The sequence below is a fragment of the Pseudomonas capsici genome (genome assembly GCF_017165765.1).
GTDB lineage: Bacteria > Pseudomonadota > Gammaproteobacteria > Pseudomonadales > Pseudomonadaceae > Aquipseudomonas > Aquipseudomonas capsici.
On sequence record NZ_JAFGZD010000019.1, the window covers coordinates 53,882 to 76,669 of the forward strand.

The 22,788-nt window shown below is 59.0% G+C and carries 20 protein-coding genes and 1 pseudogene; 10 read left to right on the forward strand and 11 right to left on the reverse strand.

What is annotated here, in order from left to right:
* Window positions 1-8 precede the first annotated feature (8 nt).
* Both JSY17_RS20660 and JSY17_RS20665 read left to right on the forward strand, forming a co-directional pair.
* Complete coding sequence (locus tag JSY17_RS20660; protein WP_206402841.1) at window positions 9-455, forward strand: GNAT family N-acetyltransferase; 447 nt, start codon at window positions 9-11, stop codon at window positions 453-455.
* 16 nt (window positions 456-471) lie between these two features.
* On the forward strand, window positions 472-1,143 hold the full coding sequence (locus JSY17_RS20665; RefSeq protein ID WP_206402840.1) for a GNAT family N-acetyltransferase: 672 nt from the start codon (window positions 472-474) through the stop codon (window positions 1,141-1,143).
* Between the two features lie 104 nt (window positions 1,144-1,247).
* Here JSY17_RS20665 and oadA read toward each other — a convergent pair whose 3' ends face one another.
* On the reverse strand, window positions 1,248-3,053 hold the full coding sequence (gene oadA, locus JSY17_RS20670; RefSeq protein WP_206402839.1) for a sodium-extruding oxaloacetate decarboxylase subunit alpha: 1,806 nt from the start codon (window positions 3,051-3,053) through the stop codon (window positions 1,248-1,250).
* A 103-nt stretch (window positions 3,054-3,156) separates the two neighbouring features.
* Window positions 3,157-4,572 (reverse strand): acetyl-CoA carboxylase biotin carboxylase subunit, encoded by a 1,416-nt coding sequence (locus JSY17_RS20675; RefSeq protein ID WP_117167896.1) that lies wholly within the window; start codon window positions 4,570-4,572, stop codon window positions 3,157-3,159.
* 221 nt (window positions 4,573-4,793) lie between these two features.
* Between JSY17_RS20675 and JSY17_RS20680 the strand changes: the two genes are divergently transcribed.
* On the forward strand, window positions 4,794-5,747 hold the full coding sequence (locus JSY17_RS20680; protein WP_200977125.1) for a LysR family transcriptional regulator: 954 nt from the start codon (window positions 4,794-4,796) through the stop codon (window positions 5,745-5,747).
* Here JSY17_RS20680 and JSY17_RS20685 read toward each other — a convergent pair.
* The 3 genes and pseudogenes from JSY17_RS20685 to JSY17_RS20695 all read right to left on the reverse strand — a co-directional run bounded on the left by JSY17_RS20685 (window position 5,698) and on the right by JSY17_RS20695 (window position 9,543).
* Window positions 5,698-5,919, reverse strand: a complete 222-nt coding sequence (locus JSY17_RS20685) for a PA3496 family putative envelope integrity protein (RefSeq protein WP_117180633.1) — start codon at window positions 5,917-5,919, stop codon at window positions 5,698-5,700. The two genes, JSY17_RS20680 and JSY17_RS20685, sit on opposite strands and share 50 nt — an antisense overlap.
* 53 nt (window positions 5,920-5,972) lie before the next feature.
* A pseudogene (gene hexR, locus JSY17_RS20690) lies at window positions 5,973-6,880 on the reverse strand (transcriptional regulator HexR).
* Window positions 6,881-7,050: 170 nt separating this feature from the next.
* The gene (locus JSY17_RS20695; protein WP_117184686.1) at window positions 7,051-9,543 is read right to left on the reverse strand and encodes an EAL domain-containing protein; all 2,493 of its coding nucleotides are present in this window, start codon (window positions 9,541-9,543) and stop codon (window positions 7,051-7,053) included.
* 235 nt (window positions 9,544-9,778) lie between these two features.
* On the opposite strand from JSY17_RS20695, the gene uvrD reads away from it, so the two are divergent.
* The 3 genes from uvrD (at window position 9,779) to JSY17_RS20710 (ending at window position 13,735) form a co-directional block, all read left to right on the forward strand.
* The gene (uvrD, locus tag JSY17_RS20700) at window positions 9,779-11,962 is read left to right on the forward strand and encodes a DNA helicase II (protein ID WP_117180630.1); all 2,184 of its coding nucleotides are present in this window, start codon (window positions 9,779-9,781) and stop codon (window positions 11,960-11,962) included.
* A 295-nt stretch (window positions 11,963-12,257) separates the two neighbouring features.
* Entirely contained in the window at window positions 12,258-13,100 is an 843-nt protein-coding gene (locus tag JSY17_RS20705) for a Tim44 domain-containing protein (protein WP_117184688.1), read from the forward strand.
* A 227-nt stretch (window positions 13,101-13,327) separates the two neighbouring features.
* Complete coding sequence (locus JSY17_RS20710; protein ID WP_025262580.1) at window positions 13,328-13,735, forward strand: SMI1/KNR4 family protein; 408 nt, start codon at window positions 13,328-13,330, stop codon at window positions 13,733-13,735.
* 28 nt (window positions 13,736-13,763) lie between these two features.
* Here JSY17_RS20710 and JSY17_RS20715 read toward each other — a convergent pair whose 3' ends face one another.
* The gene (locus JSY17_RS20715) at window positions 13,764-15,530 is read right to left on the reverse strand and encodes a cation:proton antiporter (RefSeq protein ID WP_117180628.1); all 1,767 of its coding nucleotides are present in this window, start codon (window positions 15,528-15,530) and stop codon (window positions 13,764-13,766) included.
* A gap of 310 nt (window positions 15,531-15,840) precedes the next feature.
* Here JSY17_RS20715 and JSY17_RS20720 point away from each other — a divergent pair, with 310 nt between their 5' ends.
* Entirely contained in the window at window positions 15,841-16,326 is a 486-nt protein-coding gene (locus JSY17_RS20720) for an acyl-CoA thioesterase (RefSeq protein ID WP_117167877.1), read from the forward strand.
* Between the two features lie 65 nt (window positions 16,327-16,391).
* On the opposite strand, the gene pdxY is transcribed toward JSY17_RS20720, so the two are convergent.
* Window positions 16,392-17,258 carry a pyridoxal kinase PdxY gene (gene pdxY, locus JSY17_RS20725; protein WP_117167878.1) on the reverse strand — a complete coding sequence of 289 codons (867 nt, stop codon included), beginning with the start codon at window positions 17,256-17,258 and terminating at the stop codon, window positions 16,392-16,394.
* A 114-nt stretch (window positions 17,259-17,372) separates the two neighbouring features.
* Here pdxY and JSY17_RS20730 point away from each other — a divergent pair, with 114 nt between their 5' ends.
* Window positions 17,373-17,765 (forward strand): DUF3301 domain-containing protein, encoded by a 393-nt coding sequence (locus JSY17_RS20730; protein WP_117167879.1) that lies wholly within the window; start codon window positions 17,373-17,375, stop codon window positions 17,763-17,765.
* On the opposite strand, the gene JSY17_RS20735 is transcribed toward JSY17_RS20730, so the two are convergent.
* Window positions 17,747-18,721 carry a CobW family GTP-binding protein gene (locus JSY17_RS20735; RefSeq protein WP_206402838.1) on the reverse strand — a complete coding sequence of 325 codons (975 nt, stop codon included), beginning with the start codon at window positions 18,719-18,721 and terminating at the stop codon, window positions 17,747-17,749. The genes JSY17_RS20730 and JSY17_RS20735 overlap by 19 nt on opposite strands.
* Window positions 18,722-18,776: 55 nt before the next feature.
* Between JSY17_RS20735 and JSY17_RS20740 the strand changes: the two genes are divergently transcribed.
* The gene (locus tag JSY17_RS20740; protein WP_117167881.1) at window positions 18,777-19,151 is read left to right on the forward strand and encodes an NADH:ubiquinone oxidoreductase; all 375 of its coding nucleotides are present in this window, start codon (window positions 18,777-18,779) and stop codon (window positions 19,149-19,151) included.
* Here the strand turns inward: JSY17_RS20740 and JSY17_RS20745 are convergent.
* Window positions 19,148-19,798 carry a DUF1826 domain-containing protein gene (locus tag JSY17_RS20745; RefSeq protein ID WP_117167882.1) on the reverse strand — a complete coding sequence of 217 codons (651 nt, stop codon included), beginning with the start codon at window positions 19,796-19,798 and terminating at the stop codon, window positions 19,148-19,150. The two genes, JSY17_RS20740 and JSY17_RS20745, sit on opposite strands and share 4 nt — an antisense overlap.
* Window positions 19,798-21,006, reverse strand: coding sequence for a zinc metallochaperone GTPase ZigA (gene zigA / locus JSY17_RS20750; RefSeq protein ID WP_117184693.1), 1,209 nt, complete (start codon window positions 21,004-21,006; stop codon window positions 19,798-19,800). The genes JSY17_RS20745 and zigA overlap by 1 nt, the downstream gene beginning before the upstream one ends.
* Window positions 21,007-21,159: 153 nt before the next feature.
* On the opposite strand from zigA, the gene JSY17_RS20755 reads away from it, so the two are divergent.
* Window positions 21,160-21,552, forward strand: a complete 393-nt coding sequence (locus JSY17_RS20755) for a glutamine synthetase (protein ID WP_404823076.1) — start codon at window positions 21,160-21,162, stop codon at window positions 21,550-21,552.
* Between the two features lie 6 nt (window positions 21,553-21,558).
* Here JSY17_RS20755 and JSY17_RS20760 read toward each other — a convergent pair whose 3' ends face one another.
* On the reverse strand, window positions 21,559-22,788 hold the full coding sequence (locus JSY17_RS20760; protein WP_117180623.1) for an N-acetylmuramoyl-L-alanine amidase: 1,230 nt from the start codon (window positions 22,786-22,788) through the stop codon (window positions 21,559-21,561).

Sequence of the window (22,788 nt, forward strand, 5' to 3'; positions counted from 1 at the left end):
AGAATCGCATGACCACTGTTCAAATCCGCCCCGTAACGGCTGACGATCACGACGCATGGCTGCCGTTGTGGCAGGCCTATCTGCGCTTTTACAAGACCGAACTGGCCGACGGCGTCAGTGATGTCACCTGGCAACGCTTTCTGGACCCCACCGAACCCACCCACTCGGCATTGGCATGGCTGGATGGCAAAGCCGTGGGCATGGTGAATTTCATCTACCATCGTTCCAACTGGAGCATCAGGAATGCCTGTTATCTCCAGGACCTGATCGTGAGCCCCGAACAGCGCGGTACCGGCATCGGCAGGCTGTTGATCGAACATGTCTACGCCACTGCCAAGGCCAGCGATTGCGACAAGGTTCACTGGCTGACCCACGAAACCAACACTACAGCCATTGCGCTTTACGAACGCATTGCCGAACGCGGCGGCTACATCCAATTTCGCAAGGCCCTTTGAGGCAGGAAGTCTGCTCATGTCCGATACCCCGATCCAATGGCAACCCGCATCACTTCCAGAAAACAAAACTCTGGAAGGCCGCTTCATTCGCCTGGAGAAACTCGACCCGGCACGCCACGCAGATGATCTCTGGCTTGCGCTCAATGGTCCGGACTCCGACCCGAAACTCTGGGATTACCTGCCTTACGGCCCGTTCAACGAACGCGAGGCTTTCGACGCCTGGTTGCAGAGACATGCCAGCGATACTGACCCGTGGTTCTACAGCGTGGTCGACCAGAACACAGGCGTGACCGAGGGCTTGATCAGCCTGATGTCGATTGTCGCCGCCCATGGCCGGATAGAAATCGGCCACGTGACCTTTGGTGCCCGCATGCAACGCACTCCCAAAGGCACAGAAGCCATCTACCTGCTGGCCAGAGAAGCCTTCGCTCTGGGCTATCGTCGCCTGGAATGGAAATGCAACGCCAACAACGCCCGCTCCAAGCGTGCGGCAGACCGCTTCGGCTTCAGCTACGAAGGACTCTTTCGCCAGCACATGGTGGTCAAGGGCGTGAACCGGGATACCGCCTGGTATTCGATCCTCGACAACGAGTGGCCCGCACTGCAAAAGGCTTTCGAGGCCTGGCTGGCTGTGGATAACTTCAAGGATGGGCAGCAGATCAAGGGGCTGGAAGCGTTTCGCGGATGACATAAAAAAGGGAAGCCACGTGTGCTCCCCCGAGGAAAATCGTTAAGGTATGAGCGGATTCATCCGCGAATTTCGCGAATGAATTCGCTTCTACAGCGAGGTTGTCATTCGATCTCGACCAGGATCTCGCCAGGGTTGACCCGATCACCCTTGGCCACATGAATGGCAACCACTTTGCCCGCGATGGACGCCTGGACTTCAGTCTCCATTTTCATCGCCTCGGTGATCAGCACAGCCTGACCGGCCTTGACCGCATCGCCTTCCTTGACCAACACATCGACGATGTTGCCGGGCATGGTGGTGCTGACGTGACCCGGTGCATGGGCCTGTTTGCGTTTGCTGGCACCGCCGCCGACGAATTCGTTGAGCGGTTCGAACACCACTTCTTCCGGCATGCCGTCGATGGACAGGTAGAAGTGACGCTTGCCTTCGGCCTTGACGCCTACGCCGGTGATATCCACACGGTAGGTTTCGCCGTGAACGTCGATCACGAACTCGGTCGGCACGCCTTCACCGCCCACCTTGCCGATGCTGCCTGCTTCCGGGATTGGCAGCAGCTCTTCGGGTTTCAAGGTGCCCGCAGCGCGGTCTTCGAGGAATTTTCGGCCAATGTCCGGGAACATGGCGTAAGTCAGCACATCCTCTTCGGATTGCGCGAGGTCACCGATTTCGCCGCGCAGCTTGGTCATTTCCGGCTTGAGCAGGTCGGCCGGGCGCACATCGATCAGGTCTTCGTTGCCAATGGCCTGACGACGCAGTTTGGCGTCCACTTCACCCGGAGCCTTGCCGTAACCGCCCTGCAGATACAGCTTCACTTCGTTGGTGATGGTCTTGTAACGCTCGCCCGCCAGCACGTTGAAGAACGCCTGGGTGCCCACGATCTGGGAAGTCGGCGTGACCAGCGGCGGGTAACCCAGATCCTTGCGAACCCGCGGAATCTCGGCCAGCACTTCGCCCATACGATTGAGCGCGCCCTGCTCCTTGAGCTGGTTGGCCAGGTTGGAAATCATCCCGCCCGGCACCTGATTGACCTGCACACGGGTGTCGACTGCCGTGAATTCACTCTCGAACTGGTGGTACTTCTTGCGCACGGCATAGAAATACAGACCGATTTCCTGCAGCAGCTCCAGATCCAGACCGGTATCGAATTCGCTGCCCTTGAGGGCGGCAACCATGGATTCGGTCCCCGGATGGCTGGTGCCCCAGGCGAAGCTGGAGATGGCCGTATCGATATGGTCGGCCCCGTTTTCGACGGCCTTGAGCTGACACATCGCCGCCAGGCCTGCAGTGTCGTGGGAGTGGATAAAGACCGGGAGTGATTGCTCGGCCTTCAGGGCCTTGACCAGTTCGCCCGTGGCAAAAGGCGTCAGCAGGCCAGCCATATCCTTGATCGCCAAGGAGTCGCACCCCATGGCTTCCATCTGCCGGGCCTGTTCCACGAAAGCACTGATGGTATGCACCGGGCTGGTGGTATAGGCGATAGTGCCCTGGGCATGTTTACCCGCTTCTTTCACCGCTTCGATGGCGACCTTCAGGTTACGCACATCGTTCATGGCGTCGAAGATACGGAACACATCGATACCATTCGATGCCGCCTTGGCGACAAATGCCTTCACCACGTCATCGCTGTAATGGCGGTAGCCCAACAGGTTCTGGCCGCGCAGCAGCATTTGCAGACGGGTATTGGGCAAGGCCGCACGCAACTGGCGCAGACGCTCCCATGGGTCTTCCTTGAGAAACCGTACACAGGCATCGAACGTCGCCCCGCCCCACACTTCCAGCGACCAGTAGCCGACCTTGTCGAGCTTGTCGCAGATCGGCAGCATGTCTTCGGTGCGCATGCGGGTCGCCAGCAACGATTGGTGGGCGTCGCGCAGAATGGTGTCGGTGACAAAGATTTTCTTCGGCATTTTCGGAGCTCCTTATAGCGACAAGCTTCAAGCTACAAGCCGCAAGAAAAAGCTGATTCGCTTTGTCTTGTAGCTTTTCACTTGCAGCTTGCCGCTCACATATTCATAGCCCTGCGTGGGCGGCGATGGCGGCGGCGATGGCCAGGGCCAGCTCTTCGGGTTTGCGCTTGATCGAGTAGTTGGTCAGTTCGGGATGGCTTTCGACGAAGCTGGTATTGAACTGGCCGCTACGGAATTCCGGATTGCGCAGGATTTCCTGGTAATAGGCAGCCGTGGTCTTCACGCCCTGCAGGCGCATGTCGTCCAGCGCACGCAGGCCACGGTCCATTGCCTCTTCCCAGGTCAGCGCCCAGACAATCAGCTTCAGGCACATCGAGTCATAGAACGGCGGAATCGTGTAACCGGTGTAGATCGCCGTATCGGTCCGCACGCCAGGCCCGCCGGGCGCGTAGTAGCGGGTGATCTTGCCGAAGCTGGGCAGGAAGTTGTTCTTCGGGTCTTCGGCATTGATCCGGAATTGCAGGGCAAAACCGCGATGAATGATGTCTTCCTGCTTGATCGACAGCGGCTGGCCGGACGCGATGCGGATCTGCTCGCGCACGATATCGATGCCGGTGATCTCTTCGGTAATGGTGTGTTCCACCTGAACCCGGGTGTTCATCTCCATGAAATACACCTCGCCATCGGCGAGCAGGAATTCCACGGTTCCGGCATTCTCGTAACCCACCGCCTTGGCGGCACGCACAGACAGGTCACCGATATAGGCGCGCTGTTCTGGCGTCAGTTGCGGGCTTGGAGCGATTTCGATCAACTTCTGGTTGCGGCGCTGGATGGAGCAGTCGCGCTCGAACAGGTGCACCACATTGCCGAAGCTGTCGCCCAGTATCTGCGCCTCGATGTGTTTGGGATTGACGATGCACTTTTCCAGAAAGACTTCCGCCGAACCAAAAGCCTTGGTGGCCTCGGAAATCACTCGCGGAAATGCCTGCTCCAGTTCGTCGCGGCTGTTGCAGCGGCGAATACCGCGACCGCCACCACCGGAAGTCGCCTTGAGCATCACCGGATAACCGATACGGTCACCTTCGATCAGTGCTTCATGAATATCCGCAACGTTGCCCTCAGTGCCCGGCGTGACCGGAACACCGGCCTTTATCATGCTGCGCCGCGCTTCGGTCTTGTCGCCCATGCGGCGAATGACTTCTGCGGACGGGCCGATGAACTTCACCCCGCGCTCTGCACAGATTTCCGCCAGTTCGGCGTTTTCCGAGAGGAAACCGTAACCGGGATGCAGTGCATCGCATCCGGTTTCCACTGCCAGGTTCACCAGCTTGCGCGGGTTCAGGTAACCGGCGAGAGGTTCGGCGCCAATGCTATAGGCTTCGTCGGCACGTTTGACATGCAGGGCATGCCGGTCGGCGTCTGAAAAGATCGCAACCGAGCGGATGCCCATTTCGGCGCATGCACGCACGATACGGACGGCAATCTCTCCACGGTTGGCGATCAGGATTTTTGTTATCACTGGCATTTCCTCGACCATAAGGACTATCGAACCGGCAGAGCCGGTCGGCGCAGGGCCGCATACGCAGTGTAGTTACTGGCTTTTTGTAACTGCGTATGTGACTGAATGACGCAGGGCCACCCTATTCCTGATCAGCGATTAATAAAAATGAGTAAAAATTGGGAAAGGCATAAGCAAAAGCTTATAGTTGGTGCTCAAATCACCAGCAGGAGTTATTGAAGATGCGTAAGTCATTGATGCGTATGACATTGCGTCAGTTACGAATTTTCAATGAAGTGTGCGACCTGCGCTCCTACAGCCGTGCCGCCGAGGAAATGGCTCTGACTCAACCGGCTGTCAGCCTGCAGATCCGCCAGCTTGAAGAGCTGATCGGACAGCCGCTTTTCGAGTATGTAGGCAAAAAACTGTACCTGACTGAAGCCGCTGAAGCGTTGCAACTGGCCAGCCGTGACATCTTCGGTCGCCTGGAAAGCCTGGACATGCAGCTTTCCGACATGCAGGGTTCGCTGCAGGGCCAGCTGAAACTGGCCATCGAGTCGAGCTGCAAATATTTCATTCCGCACCTGTTCGCAGCTTTCAAGCGCCAGCACCCAGAGGTCATCCTCAACCTGACCGTGGTCAACCGTGCCATGGTCATCAGGCGCCTGTCGGACAACCGCGACGATCTGGTGGTGATGTCTATGGTGCCTCAGGACATGGGGCTGGAATTCCTGCCGTTTCTCAACAATCCGATTGTGGCCGTGGCGCCGGCCAGCCATCCGCTCTGCGACCGCGAACAACTGAGCCTCAAAGACCTGGAGCCCTGGCCATTGCTGATTCGCGAAACAGGTTCAGGAACACGACGAGCGTGCGAGGAATACTTCAAGGAAAAGCGCGTGCATTTCACCCAGACACAGGAAGTGTCATCCAGCGAAGCACAACGCGAATGCGTGGTGGCAGGACTCGGACTGGCCCTGCTTACCCGTCACGCAGTCTGCATGGAACTCGCCACCGGTGCCCTGAAGGAGTTGCCGGTGGCCGAGTTGCCGCTTTATCGCAGCTGGTGCGTGGTACAAGGCCGAGATAAACGCCTGTCTCCCGTGGCTCACGCTTTCCTTGCGTTCATCCGCACCGAACGTGCGCAGATCAGCCAGCTGGTCGAACGTTTCGACGGTCGTCCAGGGACGGCCGGCTAGCCTGCCAGTGACTGTCGGTCATGCTGTCCATGTAATCGCAGAGATCCTGATTGAGCTGCCGTGCTTCGCAGTAGCTTTCAATCGCCCGTCGAAACTCCATTCGACGCTGATCCTCCTGCTGACGGCGAGTCTTGACGGCGCTGTTGGGTAAGTCATCGTAATGCCGAGCCATATCCTGTCTCCCAATACGTTGCGGGAGTACAGAGTGGCGCTGAAGCATGACGGTCAGACGGCGAATGCGTGACAAGTTGATGAAGGTTCGCCCCTCAATCCTCGTGCGCTTTCACCGACTTGGGAGACAACCGCAGGCTGCGCAGACTGCGCTTGACGCTCTTGAGGTGATTGACCAAGCTTGGACCGCGAGCCATGGCAACCCCCATCGCCAGCACATCGATGACCACCAGATGCGCGATACGGGAAGTCAGCGGCGTGTAGATTTCGGTGTCTTCATGCACATCGATGGCCAGATTGATCGACGACAGCTCGGCCAGAGGTGTCTGGCTCGGACATAGCGTGATAAGCGTCGCGCCGCTTTCGCGAACCATGTTCGCCGAAATCAGCAGATCCTTGGAGCGACCTGACTGGGAAATGCACACCGCGACGTCGGTTGGCTTCAAGGTCACCGCCGACATGGCCTGCATGTGCGGATCGGAATAGGCCGCAGCGCTCAACAACAGGCGAAAGAACTTGTGCTGGGCATCGGCCGCTACCGCACCCGACGCACCGAACCCATAGAACTCCACACGATTGGCACCCGCCATGGCGGTCACAGCCAGTTGCAAGGCATGGGGATCGAGGTTTTCGCGCACCTCCATCAGGGTGTGCAGGGTGGTGTCGAAAATCTTCAGGCTGTAATCGGCAACCGAATCGTCTTCGTGAATCGCGAACTGACCGAAACTCGCTCCGGCTGCAAGGCTCTGCGCCAGCTTGAGCTTGAGGTCCTGAAAGCCCGTACAGCCAATGGCACGACAGAAGCGCACGATGGTCGGCTCACTGATCCCGACGCTGTGGGCCAGATCAGCCATGGAACTGTGCATCACGGCCGCAGGGTCAAGCAGCACATGGTCGGCTACCTTGAGCTCCGACTTGCGCAGCAGATTACGTGACTGGGCGATGTGTTGCAGCAGATTCAAGAGGCAGACTCGCTAATGATGCGGTGGGCGGGTTGTAGCTTTCTTGTAGTTATACTACATGACCTGCGTGACGCCCAGTTAAACGAGCCCTGAACGTCATACACAAGCGATTGAATGACAAATCTTCCTTTTTTGTGGGAATAATCCTACATTTTGCAGCGCTGCCAGCCTCACCGGGCCAGACTCAACATACCCGGCATCATTGACGCTTCGATCGGTCGGCTGATCAGGTAGCCCTGAACCTCATCGCAACCCTGCGCCTTCAGAAATTCCAGTTGTTTCTCGTTTTCCACACCTTCTGCCACGACCTTGAGCCCCAGGCTGTGGGCCATGGCAATGATCGCCTGAATGATTGCGGCATCCTCCGTGCCGTCATCCAGGCCACGAATAAACGCCTGATCGATCTTTACGTAGTCCACCGGGAAGCGTTTCAGATAGCTCAATGAAGAGTAGCCGGTGCCGAAGTCGTCGATGGCCAGCTTCACGCCCAGTTCGCGCAACTGCTGAAAGGTCGCGATGATGTGTTCCACGCTGTCCAGCAACTGGCTTTCGGTCAGCTCCAGCTCCAGCAACTGCGGAGCCAGCCCCGTTTCGTCCAGCACCTGCCGGACCAGACTGACCAGCTTGCCCTGACGCAACTGGTGCACCGACAGGTTGACCGAAACCCGGATCGGCTCATACCCCTGGCGCTGCCATTCACAAGCCTGCCAGCAGGCCTGGCGCAGCACGAACTCGCCGATATCGGCAATCAGGCCGGTTTCTTCGGCCAGACCAATGAACTCGCCCGGCGGCACCATGCCACGTGTCGGATGTTTCCAGCGCACCAGTGCTTCGGCGGCATCCAGATGGCCATTTTCCAACAGCATCTTGGGTTGATAGAAGACTTGCAGTTGCTGCTCTTCAATGGCTTTGCGCAGCTGGATTTCCAGTTGCAGACGCTCCAGAGTGCTGGCCCGCAGGCTTTCGGTGAAGAACTGGAAGTTGTTGCCGCCCAGATGCTTGGCATGCCTCATCGCCATATTGGCCTGGCTCACCAGGGCCGAAATTTCACGGGCAGAGTCAGGCAGCAGGCTGATGCCCACCGAGGCACTGATCACCAGCTCGTTGCCCGCCACCGACAGAGGCGTACGCAGCTTGCTCAGCAAGCGGCTGGTGACACGCGCCAGACTGGACAGATTGGCATAAGCATCGAACAGCACGGCAAATTCATCGCCGGACAGACGGGCAATGGTGTCCGCCTCCGGCATGGCGCTGATCAGGCGCCGGGCAACGTGCTTGAGCAACTGATCGGCGACTTCATGCCCCAGGCTCTCGTTGAGCAGCTTGAAACGATCCAGGTTGATATGCAGCAGCGCCAGGCTTCTTCCGCCCTGACGTACCCGCTGATTCGCTTCACGCAAGCGCTCCTTGAACTGCGAGCGATTGGCCAGACCGGTCAGCTCATCGAAATGCGTGAGGTAACGCATGCGTTCCTCGGATTCGCGATTGGCGGAAAGATCGGTAAAGAAGCCGACAATATGACTGACATTGCCTGCAATATCGCGCACGACACTCATCTGCAGCCATTGCGGGTACAACTCACCGTTCTTGCGCGTCTCGACCAGTTCGCCCTGCCAGCTGCCGGTCTGTTCAAGGGCATGATGAATGGCCTGGAAGTGACGCCGAGCATCGAGGCTGCTGGCAATATCCATGACCTGACGCCCCACCACGTCTTCGGGCGTGTAGCCCGTCAGCCGGGAGAAAGCCTGATTGATGGTGAGAATCCGGTACTGCGGGTCGAAAATCATGATGCTTTCGCTGACCGCATCGAAAACCTTTTCGGCCAGACGCGGCGGGCTTTTACTCAAAGCCAGATTGGCGGCTTCCAGCTCCAGGGTGCGCTGTGCAACACGCTCCTCGAGCCCCGCCTGCGCCTCGCGCAGACTGTGTTCGGCCTGGCGGCGCTGCTCGACCTCACGGCCCAGAATTTCATTGAGTTCATCGCTCTTGGCACGGGCCTGCTGCAGATGCTCGATCAGGGCCTGGTTCTGGAAGCGCTGCAACAGGCTGCGCAGGATCAGACGATTGATCTGCCAGGCGACCACAATCAGGGCAAACAGCAGAATCAGACCGAGCCAGCCCCAGCCACGCAAGGGCACATCGCCGCCCAGAAACAGATAAACGATGGGCGGTAACAGGCATGACAGGCTGAAGGTGAGGAACGCCGTAAGGCTGACGGCATAGGCCACACTGGCACACAGCGTCGCGCCGCCGATCATGCCGAACACCCAGGCCTGCTGCTCGAAACTGGTCACGGGCACTAGCGCCATGGCCGCACAGGCCAGCGTCAGGCCGCTGACAACCGCACCGAGCAGAAACATCCGTCGCCAGACCGGTTGCGCCTGACGCTCGGGGGATGCAGCCCGAAACGCTGCAACCTGAATGATCCGCAAGCCCACAAGCAACGCCAGCCAGACCAGCCAGATACTGACCAGCACGTAGCGCTCAGGACTCCAGAGCAGCCATGCGCAGACCAGACCACTGATGAACATGAACAAGGTCGGCAGCAACGAGCCTTGATAAAGCAGGCGTGTGCGCTCGACTCTCAGCTGGGTCGCGAACTTCTTGCGAATGTCCCGCCGACTGGTGTCAGAAGCATCGTGGGCACTGAAGCTGAAAGGCATGTCGGGGTTCTTGTATTTGAGAAGACCTTGGCGTGTGCCGAGCATACACAAGCGCCGGGCCAGACCAAACAGCCACCATCATAAAACTGTGACTTTCAGCGCTGTTCTGCGCAACTTCGGCACAAGGGACGCCATTGGCGGCAAGACATGACCGATCGTCAGCAGCGACGGCTTTTTTATTACCCATGACAAAGCATGGTTTGCCCGCCATGGCCCGGCACCCTAGAATGCGCCGATGCGCGATGATCTCTCTCTCCTTCTCAATTCCCTCAACGATGCCCAGCGTCAGGCCGTAGCTGCCTCCCTGGGTCGTCAGTTGGTCCTGGCCGGCGCTGGTTCCGGCAAAACCCGTGTGCTGGTGCATCGCATCGCATGGCTGATGCAGGTCGAGCAAGCCTCCCCGCATTCGGTCCTGTCGGTGACGTTTACCAACAAGGCCGCTGCCGAGATGCGTCACCGCATCGAGCAACTGATGGGCATCAGCCCGGCAGGCATGTGGGTCGGCACCTTCCACGGCCTGGCACATCGACTGCTGCGGGCACACTGGCAGGAAGCCGGACTGGTCCAGACCTTCCAGATTCTGGACAGCGACGACCAGCAGCGTCTGGTCAAGCGCGTGATCCGCGAGCTGGGGCTGGACGAACAGCGCTGGCCGGCACGCCAGGCCCAGTGGTTCATCAACGGCCAGAAAGACGAAGGCCTGCGCCCCAAACACATCCAGGCCGGCGGCGATCTGTTCCTGGGCACCATGAAGTCGATCTACGAAGCCTATGAAATCGCCTGCCAGCGTGCCGGCGTCATCGACTTCTCCGAACTGCTGCTGCGTGCGCTGGACCTGTGGCGTGATCATCCCGGCCTGCTGGCGCACTACCAGCGGCGTTTCCGCCATGTGCTGGTGGACGAATTCCAGGACACCAACGCCGTTCAGTACGCCTGGTTGCGACTGCTGGCCCAGGACGGCGACAGTCTGATGGTGGTGGGCGACGACGATCAGTCCATCTATGGCTGGCGTGGCGCGAAGATCGAGAACATTCATCAGTATTCGTCGGACTTCCCGGATACCGAAGTCATCCGTCTGGAACAGAACTACCGTTCGACGGCCAGCATCCTCAAGGCTGCCAACGGCCTGATCGTCAATAACAGCGGTCGTCTGGGCAAAGAACTGTGGACAGATGTGGGCGACGGCGAGCCGATCAACCTGTATGCAGCCTTCAACGAACACGACGAAGCGCGCTACGTGGTCGAAACCATCGAAAGCGCCTTGAAGACCGGCCTGTCGCGCAACGATATCGCCATCCTCTATCGCTCCAACGCACAGTCGCGGGTGCTGGAAGAAGCCTTGCTGCGCGAACGTATTCCTTACCGCATCTACGGCGGCCAGCGATTCTTCGAACGCGCCGAGATCAAGAACGCCATGGCGTATCTGCGTCTGCTCGAAGGCCGTGGCAACGATGCTGCGCTGGAGCGGGTGATCAATGTTCCGGCACGTGGCATTGGCGAGAAGACTGTCGAGGCGATCCGCGAACATGCGCGCCACACCGACATCTCCATGTGGGAAGCGATGCGTCAGCTGGTTGCCAACAAAGGCCTGACCGGGCGCGCTGCCGGTGCCTTGAACGTGTTCATGGAACTGATCGAAAACCTGTCGGCCAAGGTCATGGAAATGCCTTTGCACCTGATGACCCAGACCGTCATCGAGCAGTCGGGGCTGATCACTTACCACCAGCAGGAAAAGGGTGAAAAAGGTCAGGCCCGGGTAGAAAACCTTGAGGAACTGGTCAGCGCTGCGCGCAACTTCGAGAACACCGAAGATGACGAAGAACTGACCCCGCTGGCGGCCTTCCTCGGTCATGCGTCGCTGGAAGCAGGTGACACCCAGGCCCAGGAGCATGAAGACAGCATTCAGCTCATGACCCTGCACAGCGCCAAGGGCCTGGAATTCCCTTATGTGTTCCTGGTCGGCATGGAAGAAGGGCTGTTCCCGCACAAGATGAGCCTGGAAGAGCCGGGTCGCCTTGAGGAGGAGCGCCGTCTGGCATACGTCGGCATCACCCGCGCCATGCAACAGCTGGTGATCACCTATGCCGAAACCCGCCGTCTGTATGGCAGCGAAACCTATAACAAGGTGTCGCGCTTCGTTCGCGAGATTCCGCCGACCCTGATCCAGGAAGTGCGCCTGTCCAATAGCGTCAGCCGTCCTTTCGGGGGCACCCAGAAGGTCAGCAACAGCAGCCTGTTCAATGGCACCGGCATCCCCGAAACCCAGTTCACTCTGGGCCAGCGCGTACAGCACGCTGTATTCGGTGAAGGCGTGATCCTCAACTTCGAGGGCTCCGGCGCTCAGGCCAGGGTGCAGGTCAACTTCTCCGAAGGCAGCAAGTGGCTGATGATGGGCTATGCGAAGCTGGTGCCGATCTGAAGTTCACTCCTACCGAGTAATGCAGATCAGTCAAGGCACAAAAAACTTGGGGGAGGCAGCCTGCTGGCGAAAAAGGCCTGAAAACCGGCAGATATTCTGCGGTTGTACGCTGAAGTCGATAGCAAGCTGCCCCCCACAAGAAGAAAACTCCTACACCTCTTTATTTCCCCGCCTACAGCCCAAATAGACAGGTCTTACGGACCTTATGCAAAAGTCCGAAACATTAACGCACTAGCCATCGACTGCCCTCCTGTGCAACATGGCGCGCATGCATTCATACAACGGGAATACCCTTATGCAACGTTTTCTAAGCATGGCTATGGCGCTGTGCATCGGACTCACCATGAGTCTGGATGTAAACGCCGCACGTTTTGGTGGTGGCAAGAGCATGGGCTCGGCACCATCGCATCAGGCACGCCAGGCAGCTCCTGCCACTCCGGCAGCAGCACCTAATGCAGCGGCTCGCCCTACCCCTGCTGCCAGTGGCGCTTCGCGCTGGCTGGGCCCATTGGCCGGTATCGCTGCCGGTGGCCTGCTGGCTGCAATGTTCATGGGTGACGGCTTCAACGGTCTGCAGATCTTCGACATCCTGATCATGGGCCTCATCGCCTTCCTGATCTTCCGCTTCATTGCGCGTCGTCGTCAGCAGCAACAGCCGAAAATGGCCGGTGCCGGTGCTCCTTACCAGCGTGAAACCAGCCAGCCAATGCAAAACCCGATCTTCGGTGGCGCTTCGTCGGCTCCTGCAGCTCCGGTCATCAACGCTCCGGCCTGGTTCAATGAAGAGCGCTTCCTGGAAGCCGCCCGCAACCACTTCCAGGCGCTGCAGCAGCACTGGGATGCGAACGAAATGGACAAGATCGCCGAGTTCGTGACACCACAGATGCTGCAGTTCCTGAAAAAGGAACGTGCCGATCTGGGCGACGGTTTCCAGTCGACCTACATCGACAACCTGAACGTTCAACTGGAAGGTGTGGATGATCGTGCCGACAAGACCATCGCAACCCTGACTTTCTCCGGCGTCTCCAAGACTTCGCGCTTTGATCAGGGCGAAGTGTTCAGCGAAAGCTGGAACATGGAACGCGCTCAGGGTGACAACCAACCCTGGCTGGTTGCCGGTATTCGCCAGAACGGCTGATCATCAGGCACACCCGGCAGCACAGAACCCCGGACTTGTTCCGGGGTTTTTTATTTTTGGTCGCCTGCAGCTAACAAACCCAAGTCTGAAAGGTCCCACGGTTGATGTGAATTGAAAGCAGGCAGACCAGGATTTTTCGTACAGAGCCTATCCGATCGGGTAGTTATTTTGAGAAAAGCTTTAGGCTACTGTATAACCCGCGCCATCAAGCTTAGAGGACCCATGTCGTGGAAGAAGTCATCGAACAATTGCGTGAACAAAACGAGCCGGTCCCGGTTCCCCTCGAACTGCCTGACGAAGACCAGCTCGTCGAGATCGAGGAACAGCTGTTTATCAATATTCCTTACGTCTTCAAGGAATTTCTGCTGACCGTCAGCGACGTCGTGTATGGCAGCCTTGAGCCAGTCACCGTTACCGACCCTCAGTCACACACCTATCTGCCGGATGTCGCCGCGACCGCCTGGGATCTGGGTGTGCCCCGTGAACTGATCCCGATCTGCCAGGACGGCGACGATTATTACTGCGTCGAAGAAGATGGCACCGTCGTGCTGTGGTCCGGCGAAGAAGAACTGGTGACCGAAGAGAACTGGGAATCGGTCTGGCACTGGGCACGGGACGTCTGGCTGGAAAGCTGAGACATCCCGCAAGCAGGTATCGCCGGGCTCAATGCCCGGACGACTCCTGATTGTTGTTGCCCAGGGTTTCCAGCAGGGCAATCTGCATCCGCGTATGCACCCGGATGAACCAGCGCCACAGCAAGGCTGCAACCACTGCCGCAATCAGCACGATCACCAGCAGCAGCTCACTTGTCGGCAGAATGCTTGCCGACAAGGCAGCCAGCAGAATGAAGATCACCACCAGCGACAGCAGCGGGATCACTTCAGCCACCACCTTGCGGACCCGCACGGTATGTCGCCCGGCCATTTCAGGCTTCACGCCCATCTCGGCCAACAGCATCGACAGCGCCTTGAGCTTGCGGTACGCCGCAATCAGGAACGGTAGCGACAACAGCAAGGCGGCTCCGCAGATCCAGGCCTTCTGCTGACCCACATCGCTGACCCACTCATTCATGTAAGCGCCAATGCGTCCGGCGAAATAACCGCCGCTGAAGAAGATCGCTATCACCAGCGCCAGGTTGACCCCGACCTGCAGCAATATCCGCCGGATCATGGACGCCAGCACCGCGCCCTGCCCTTGAGGCTGGATGCTGCGCAGCCATTCGCCGTACATGTTGAATACCCGCGCCACGCGCCCGGGCACGATCGACGCCAGGTGCAGCGACAGCGGGTCAGCGGCGCGAATCAGGTAAGGGGTCAGCAGCGTGGTAATGGCCGAAACCGCCACAGCCACGGGATACAGAAAATCGCTGGTGACCTGCAGGGTCATCCCAAGCGCTGCGATGATGAAGGAAAATTCGCCAATCTGTGACAGCCCCATGCCGACACGCAACGAGGTTCGCCCATCGTTACCGGCAATGAAAGCCCCGAGCCCGCAGGACAGCATCTTGCCCAGCACTACGGCGACGGTGATGAGCGCGATGGGCCAGGCATAGTCCAGCAGAACCTTGGGATCGATCATCAGCCCGATTGCCACGAAAAAGATGGCGCTGAACATGTCGCGAATAGGCTCGATCAGATGCTCGATTTTCATGAGTTGGCGGGATTCAGCCATGATCGCGCCAATCAGGAATGCACCCAGCACCATGCTGTATTCCAGCTTCACCACCAACAGGCAGAAACCGAAGCACAGGCCAAGCACCGTCACCAGCAGCATTTCGTTGCTTTCAAACTTCGCGACGTAAGACAGCAGTCGCGGCACCAGCAGAATGCCGATCACCAGGGCCACGATCATGAACAGCGACAGCTTGCCGACCGTGGAGAAGACCTCGCCGGAACTCACCGCGCCACTGACCGCGATCCCCGACAGCAAGGCGATGATGCCGATGCCCAGAATGTCTTCGACGATCAGCACCCCGAAAATCAACTGGGCAAAGTGCTGGTTCTTCATCTTCAGGTCATTGAGGGCCTTTACGATGATGGTGGTCGAGGAAATCGCCAGAATTGCGCCCAGGAACAGCGAATCCATGGTTTTCCAGCCAAAGAACTGGCCGATTTCGTAGCCGATCCAGATCATCAGGGCAATTTCCAGAAAAGCCGCGATGAACGCCGTGGCCCCGACCTTGAACAGTTTGCGCAGGCTGAACTCCAGCCCCAGGCAGAACATCAGGAAGATCACCCCAAGCTCTGCGAGGGTCTTGATGGTGCCTTCATCATGGATCAGCCCGACTGGCGGCGTATGCGGGCCGATGATAAAACCCGCAACGATATAGCCCAGCACCACCGGCTGCTTGAGGCGATGGAAAAGGATGGTTACCACACCCGCCACCAGCATGATCACTGCCAAGTCCTGGATAAAATTGACGGCATGCATGGGTGTGGCTCCTTATTGATAAATGATGCCTGACTCTTCCAAATAGCCAGCGAAGCTGAAAAACCGGAAGTTGCATCAAGAAAACGCTGCTAAAAGCGTAAGAAAAAACCCGATCCACGGGTTTTGGGAGAATAACACTGCACCCGTCGAGAGAAAGCCGGTGCAATATATGGAAACAGATAGATCCCCGAGCGTGACGGCATTCAATCCGCCAGCGTCCCGATAACTGTCTGTTGCAGGTAGTTGAACCACCCTCGTGAGCGCTGGCACAAGGCGCCACTCATGATGACCTTGACCGTGTGAGTACGCTATGGAACCCGGAAACGCCCAGCTGTCGATGACTGTATTGATGACCCCGGACATGGCCAACTTCTCTGGCAATGTGCATGGCGGAACGTTACTCAAGTACCTGGATGAAGTCGCTTACGCCTGCGCCAGCCGTTATGCCGGGCGCTACGTAGTGACGCTGTCCGTGGACCAGGTGATTTTCCGCGAGCCGGTTCACGTCGGCGAACTGGTAACCTTCCTGGCCTCGGTGAACTACACCGGCAATACCTCGATGGAGGTCGGGATCAAGGTTGTGACCGAGAATATCCGCGAGCGCTCGGTACGCCACAGCAACAGTTGCTTCTTCACCATGGTTGCGGTGGACGACAACCGCAAACCGGCCAGCGTCCCGCCACTGGAGCCGGAAACCGCCGAAGGCAAACGCCGCTTCATCCAGGCCCAGCAACGCCGCCAGATTCGCCAGGAACTGGAGAAGCGTTATCAGGAGATCAAGGAAGAAGCGCCGTAATCGCGCTTTTTCGCGAATGAACTCGCTCCTGCCTGAGGGAGCGAATTCATTCGCGACAGGCCCGCTTACAAGCGTACCGCCTCGAATCGCACCCGCGGATGAGCAATCCGGTCCTGTGCCCGCACCAGCTCCAGCTCATAACTACCACACGCCTGGGTTTCCAGCAGCACTTCATGCACTGCCGCAGCCGTGAACTCGAAAGCCGCGACCAGATCGTCACCCAGCAGCACCCGCGCCAGGAACAGCCCCGACGTCAGATCGCCCACGCCCACCGGCTGCCGCGGAAAGGCCAGCAGCGGGCGGCGCAGGTGCCAGCTGGCATCGGCGGTCACCAGCAGCATTTCAAAACCATCGGCCACCTTGCCGGGATAATCCAGGTGTTTGACCAGCACAGCCTTGGGACCTCGTGCCAGTAGCGCTCGCGCCATGGCCAGGCAATCGAGCAGGGATTCGGGCTTGCGACCGGCAAAGCTGTCCAGTTCCAGCTGGTTCGGGCACATGAAATCCGCAACGGCTGCGGCTTCTTCCAAGAGAAAATCGCTGACCTCGGCCGGAACGATGCAACCTTTCTCGGGATGCCCCATGACCGGATCACACAGGTACAGCGCCTTGGGATTGGCCGCCTTGATACGCGCCACCCCCGTCAGAATCGCCCTGCCCTGCGCCGCGCTGCCCAGATAACCGGACAGCACGGCATCGCAGTTGCCCAGCTCACCGATTGCCGCAATACCTTCGATCAGCGCCGGGATCTGCTGCGGAGCCAGCACTTCGCCCGTCCATTGCTTGTATTGGGTGTGATTGGAGAACTGGACCGTGTTGAGCGGCCAGACATTGACCCCGATACGCTGCATGGGGAACACCGCTGCGCCGTTGCCTGCGTGGCCGAAGACCACGTGGGACTGGATGGCGAGCAAGTGAGGTGTACGTTTCATGGGAGGATCCTGAACACGATGCAAATGCAGTAATAAGAAATTTAAGTCGCGCAGTATGGCTGTAAATCACTTTGGGCAGTTAAGCTGAAGACTCCTGAGTAGGAGCACTCTGCCATGCTGACCCTGGGAAACATTTTCGTGCTGATGCTGTTCGCAAGTGCAGCAGCCTGGTTGTGGCATGCCCACGGTCTGCGCGAGCGAGCGCTGGAGCGCGTCAAACAGCATTGTGCCCGGCTCGATCTGGAATTGCTGGACGGCAATGTCGCACTGCGCCGCCTGGCTTTCATCCGCGATGCCCAGGGCCACAAGCGTCTGGCACGTGTCTATGGCTTCGAGTTCACGGTCACCGGCGAACAGCGTCATCCCGGCACAATCACCATGTTCGGTGCTCATTCAGCGCAGATCGAACTCGCACCCTACCCGTTTGAAATTAAAACGCCACCACCTGGCGCTGAAATAATCGAAATGCACAAATGGCGCGAGACTCATCAACAGCGCAAGCAGTGAGCCAGTCGATTCTGAAGCGTGGCGCTGTCCTCCGGCGTCTGGAAGATCAGCTCCAGACGTGAATCCCGGCGCCACTCGCTGCCCTGCCATTCCAGGCGCGAACCCTCCAGCCCATTGGCTGAAAACCAGCCTTCCGGGCTGTGGATAACCATCTTCGCACGCCGCCATGCCAGGCTTTCCAGCCACTGACGGAGCTTTTCCAGGTCAAATTGCCGGGAAGGATGCCAGCGCCAACCGATACTCCAACCGTCCACATTCTCCTGACTCAGGCAGATCGGTTCCTTCGGATCAGCCCAGACAGCCGGCAGTTGACCGAGGCTGGGGGGCAGAACGAGGTTATCCACAACTCGGTTATCCACAGACCCTCGCACCTCAAAGCCCGGCAAGTGCGCCAACTCAAGCTGCCCTTGCTCGACCCAGACCAGCGAATGTTCCGACAATGCCTCAGCCAGCCGCTGGCGTGACGCCTGATCGACATTCTGTGCCTTGTTCATCACCACCAGCCCCGCTTCCACCAGCGCATCCTGCTGGGTGTCCGGTAGCGGCTGACCTGCCGCCATGCTCATAGCATCCAGCACCATCACGCCAGGCTGAACACTGAGCACACCCAACCATGGCGCCTGTCGCAACTGAGCCATGAGTTGCAGCGGATGGCCAAGGCCCGAAGGCTCGATGAACAACCGGTCGGGCCGTGCCTTGCGCAGCAGCCGCCCAAGACCGATCTGGAACGGCACGCCGTTGACACAGCACAGGCAGCCGCCAGCCACTTCGCCAAGTGCGATACCATCGGCATCCACGGTCAGGAGCGCAGCATCCAGACCGATCTGGCCGAACTCGTTGATCAGCACTGCCCAGCGTTCATCGGCCGGTTTCTGGCCCAGCAGGTGCTTGATCAGGCTGGTCTTGCCGGCGCCCAGCGGGCCACCGATCACATGGGTCGGGATGTTCTGCAGCATCTGGGGTCGCTTCTGGAGAGTGTCGTTTGCAAACAATGATGAAGGAAAGCTGACAATGCGAGCCCTGAGGCTGCCCGTTCGATTGGCGTTGATGCTGCTGACAGTGACATCCGGCGAGGTATGGGCTCAAGCCTGTCTGGTGCACAGCCAGGCCGAGAGATTAGACGTCAAGGTCTGTCAGGAAAACCTGAACATCCCGAAAGACCTGTTCCGCGACGGCTTCTGCAAACCGCAACTGGCAGGTCAGAAAACAGAAGTGACCTTCTCGGAAAGCTGCCCGGCCGGTGCCTTTGGCATCTGCAGCAACGCACAGGTTGCCAATATGCCCTATCACGAGAATATCCACTATTACGGCATCGCCAGCGACGCGCTTTATCTCAAGCCGTTCTGCGAAGGGCAAAGCAAGGGCAAGTGGCTGACGCCCGATTAAGCCAGCCAGTCCAGCGTCAGAATCAGGCGACGCTCGTTGCGCTCCAGTTGCGGCGAACGATGCACCAGCCCCAGCCCTTCGTTGCCGCTCCAGCGCTCGCCCTTGAGCAAGGCCACTGCGCCGCAATCGATCTGCTGGATACGATCCGGGTCCTGCGGTTCGGCTTCAGGGCTGCCAAGCTGCTTGCGATCGATGGCGTTTTCCTTGAGCCACTGGCTGCCGATCCCGGCATAGGTAGTGACCAGCCGCACCGGCACGTGGTCGACGTGAAAGCGCGGGCACATGGCCTTGTCCAGCGCTCGCAGACGCAGACCGACGCATTCGGCCCCGAGCAGACACGCATAGGCGCTGACCAGCCACGACACATCCGCGATGAATCCGTCGTAACCCTGCAAGTCGGCATAGCCTGAGGCCAGACCTTGCAGATTCGGTTCGACATCACCGCCCTTCACATCCAGGGTCATGGACTCCGCCAGCGGCTCGTTCAGGGACAACAGCAAGGCACCGAAGTCCTCGATATGTGCAGGCAACTGGCGCTGCCAGACCGACAGATTGACGCCATCTTCCAGCACCTGCCCCAACACTTCTGGGGTATTGCCCTGCACCTGACGGGCGCGGGGCTGGAATTTCAAGACCGGAGCGAGCATCAGGCGGCCTCCTCGGCATGCCAGTCGCCAAACGGATCGGGCAGCAAGCGCCAGCTTTCCACGCCCATGGCCAGTTCATCATCGGTGAGCAGGCAGGCATCCAGCTCTGCAGTGAGCAGGGCGAAGTCGATGTCTTGACCGATGAAAACCAGTTCCTGACGGCAATCGCCGGTTTCAGGCGACCAGTTGTCCATGATCGACGTAATGTTCTCCTGATCCTGAGGCCAGTGCGCCCGCGCCACGAAGCGCCACCAGCGCCCGGCAAAGCCATGGCGCATCAGGCCGCCGGCCTGGGACCAGCTACCGGCATCCTTGTATTTGCTCGCCAACCAGAAGAAGCCCTTGGAACGCAGCAGTTTGCCGTTGGTCCAGGGCCGGTCGATAAAGCTGAAAAAACGCTCCGGGTGGAAAGGCCGACGCGCCCGGTAAGCAGTGGAAGCGATGCCGTATTCTTCTGTTTCCGGTATGTGTTCGCCGCGCATCTCCTTGAGCCAGCCCGGCGCCTGGGAAGCGCGCTCGAAATCGAAACGGCCTGTGTTGAGAATGGTCGACAGCGGCACCTGACCCATGACCATCGGCACGATCTCGGCATGGGCGTTGAGGCGCTTGAGAATGGCCATCAGTTCTTCGCGTTCACTGGAACTGATCAGGTCGATCTTGCTGAGCAGAATCACATCCGCGAATTCGATCTGCTCGATCAGCAGATCGGTAATCGAGCGATCATCGTCTTCGCCCAGGGTTTCACCACGGGTCGCCAGGCTTTCGGAAGCCTGATAGTCGAGCATGAAGTTGACGCCATCGACCACGGTCACCATGGTGTCCAGACGCGCCATATCGGCCAGGCTGTTGCCCGCTTCATCGCGAAAGGTAAAGGTCTCGGCCACCGGCAGGGGTTCGGAAATGCCGGTGGATTCGATCAGCAGGTAATCGAAACGTCCATCCTGAGCCAGGCGGCTGACCTCTTCGAGCAGGTCTTCGCGCAAGGTGCAGCAGATACAGCCGTTGCTCATCTCGATCAGCCGTTCTTCAGCCCGGTTCAGGCTGACATCGCGCTGGACTTCGCCGCCATCGATGTTGATCTCGCTCATATCGTTGACGATAACGGCCACCCGCAGATTCTCGCGGTTGCGCAACACATGATTGAGAAGGGTACTTTTCCCGGCTCCAAGAAAACCGGACAGGACGGTAACAGGCAGACGATTCGGCATCAGGATTCTCGGGCCAGGTTGCAAGGCTTGCGCCTTGTTGATGTAGGCTGCACCGGGTCTGTTGGCGACACCTTGGCAGCCAGCTCTAATCACCCGACAATGTTATAGTATAACGATGCAAAATTGCCAACCCGTTCGACAAAGGGCGTCTGCGTGAAACACATTTCAAAAGGCTTGTGCACGTTATTGATAGTGATCAGCGGGCAAACCCTGGCGGCAGGCCCGCGGCCGCCCAGCGTGGATATGGCGACCTGCACCCGCAGTGCGAACCTGCTGGCGTGCAGCGATGCGCAAGGCAATGGCTACAGCGTCGCGACGGCAGGCTCGACAACGTATTTACGGGGCTATGAAGTGACAGGCAAAAAACGCTGGGCGCAGACCAACAGCCGATACGATCAGTTGACCTTCTTCACTGGCGTGGCCTCCAACGGCGATGCCTGGATCGGCACCATTCAGCGCGTCGGCTGGACCACCATCACCCGGGTGTCCAGTTCAGACGGCACACGCAGCAAGATCACGTGCAGCCGCCTGAGCGGCTGCCACTGAGCCGCATCAGACCTGCGCCTGTTTCTTCTGCTCCTGAACCCAGGCCATGTGGGAGTCCAGCGGCGGATTACGCTGGAAGTAACGCTGCAAGCCCTCGAACAAGCCATCGGCCACGGCCTGCTGATGCCGAGCAGTGACCAGTCGCTGACTGTCGCGGCTATTGGAGATGAAACCGGTTTCCACCAGAATCGACGGCACATCCGGTGACTTGAGCACCGCGAACCCGGCCTGTTCCACGCGTTTCTGATGCAGCGTGGTGATGCCTTCCAGACTGCCCAGCACGGTATGACCCAGTTGCAGGCTGGCGGCGATGGTGGCGTTCATCGACATGTCGAGAATGACACCCGCCAACATCGGGTCCTTGTCCTTGAGGTTGAGCAGCGAAGTAGCGCCCAGCAGGTCGGCACCATTTTCCCGCTGAGCCATGAAGCGCGCCGTCGCCGATGTCGCGCCGCCTTCGGACAGAGCAAACACCGAAGCGCCGGAAGCCGTCAGGCGCGGCGCAGCATCGGCATGCACCGAGATGAACATGTCGGCCTTGGACTTGTGGGCAAACTCCACGCGCTTGCGCAGAGGCACGAAGAAGTCATCGTTGCGCACCAGCCGTACATCGAAGCCTTTTTCACGCTTCAGACGCTTGGCCAGCAGTTGGGCGATAGACAACACAACGTCTTTCTCACGCTCGCCCCGGGAGCCGACTGCACCAGGGTCCTTGCCACCATGCCCGGCATCGACCACCACCATGATGTCCCGCTTGGGGTGAGCCTTATCCACAGCCTGAGCCTGAACCGGAGGCGGCGGCGCGACAGCAGCCATCTGCACCGGCGCGCTGGCGGTGGAGCTCAGGTCCAGCACCAGACGATGGCCTTGCCCCCCTTCCGGCCCGAGCAGAAAGCTGTTGAGCTGCACGGGAGCCGTGAGGTCCAACACGATGCGGGTATCGTCGCCATGGCCGTAATGCCCGGAACGGATCGACTTGATCACCGTACGATCCAGCGCCAGTTGGCTGAAATCCCCGGTCAGCCGCGAGCCAGTGACATCGATGATCAAGCGGTCAGGCGCAACCAGGGTGAAGGTCTTGTATTGCACAGGCCCGCTCAGATCGAGTACCAGCCTCAGCTTGTCATCGCTGCGCCAAAGCCGGGCATTGCGAATCTGAGTGGCACTGGCCCCAAAAGGCAAGGCCAGCGCAGCGCTGGCCAGAAGCATGTTGAGCAGGATTTGACGTCGGTGCAT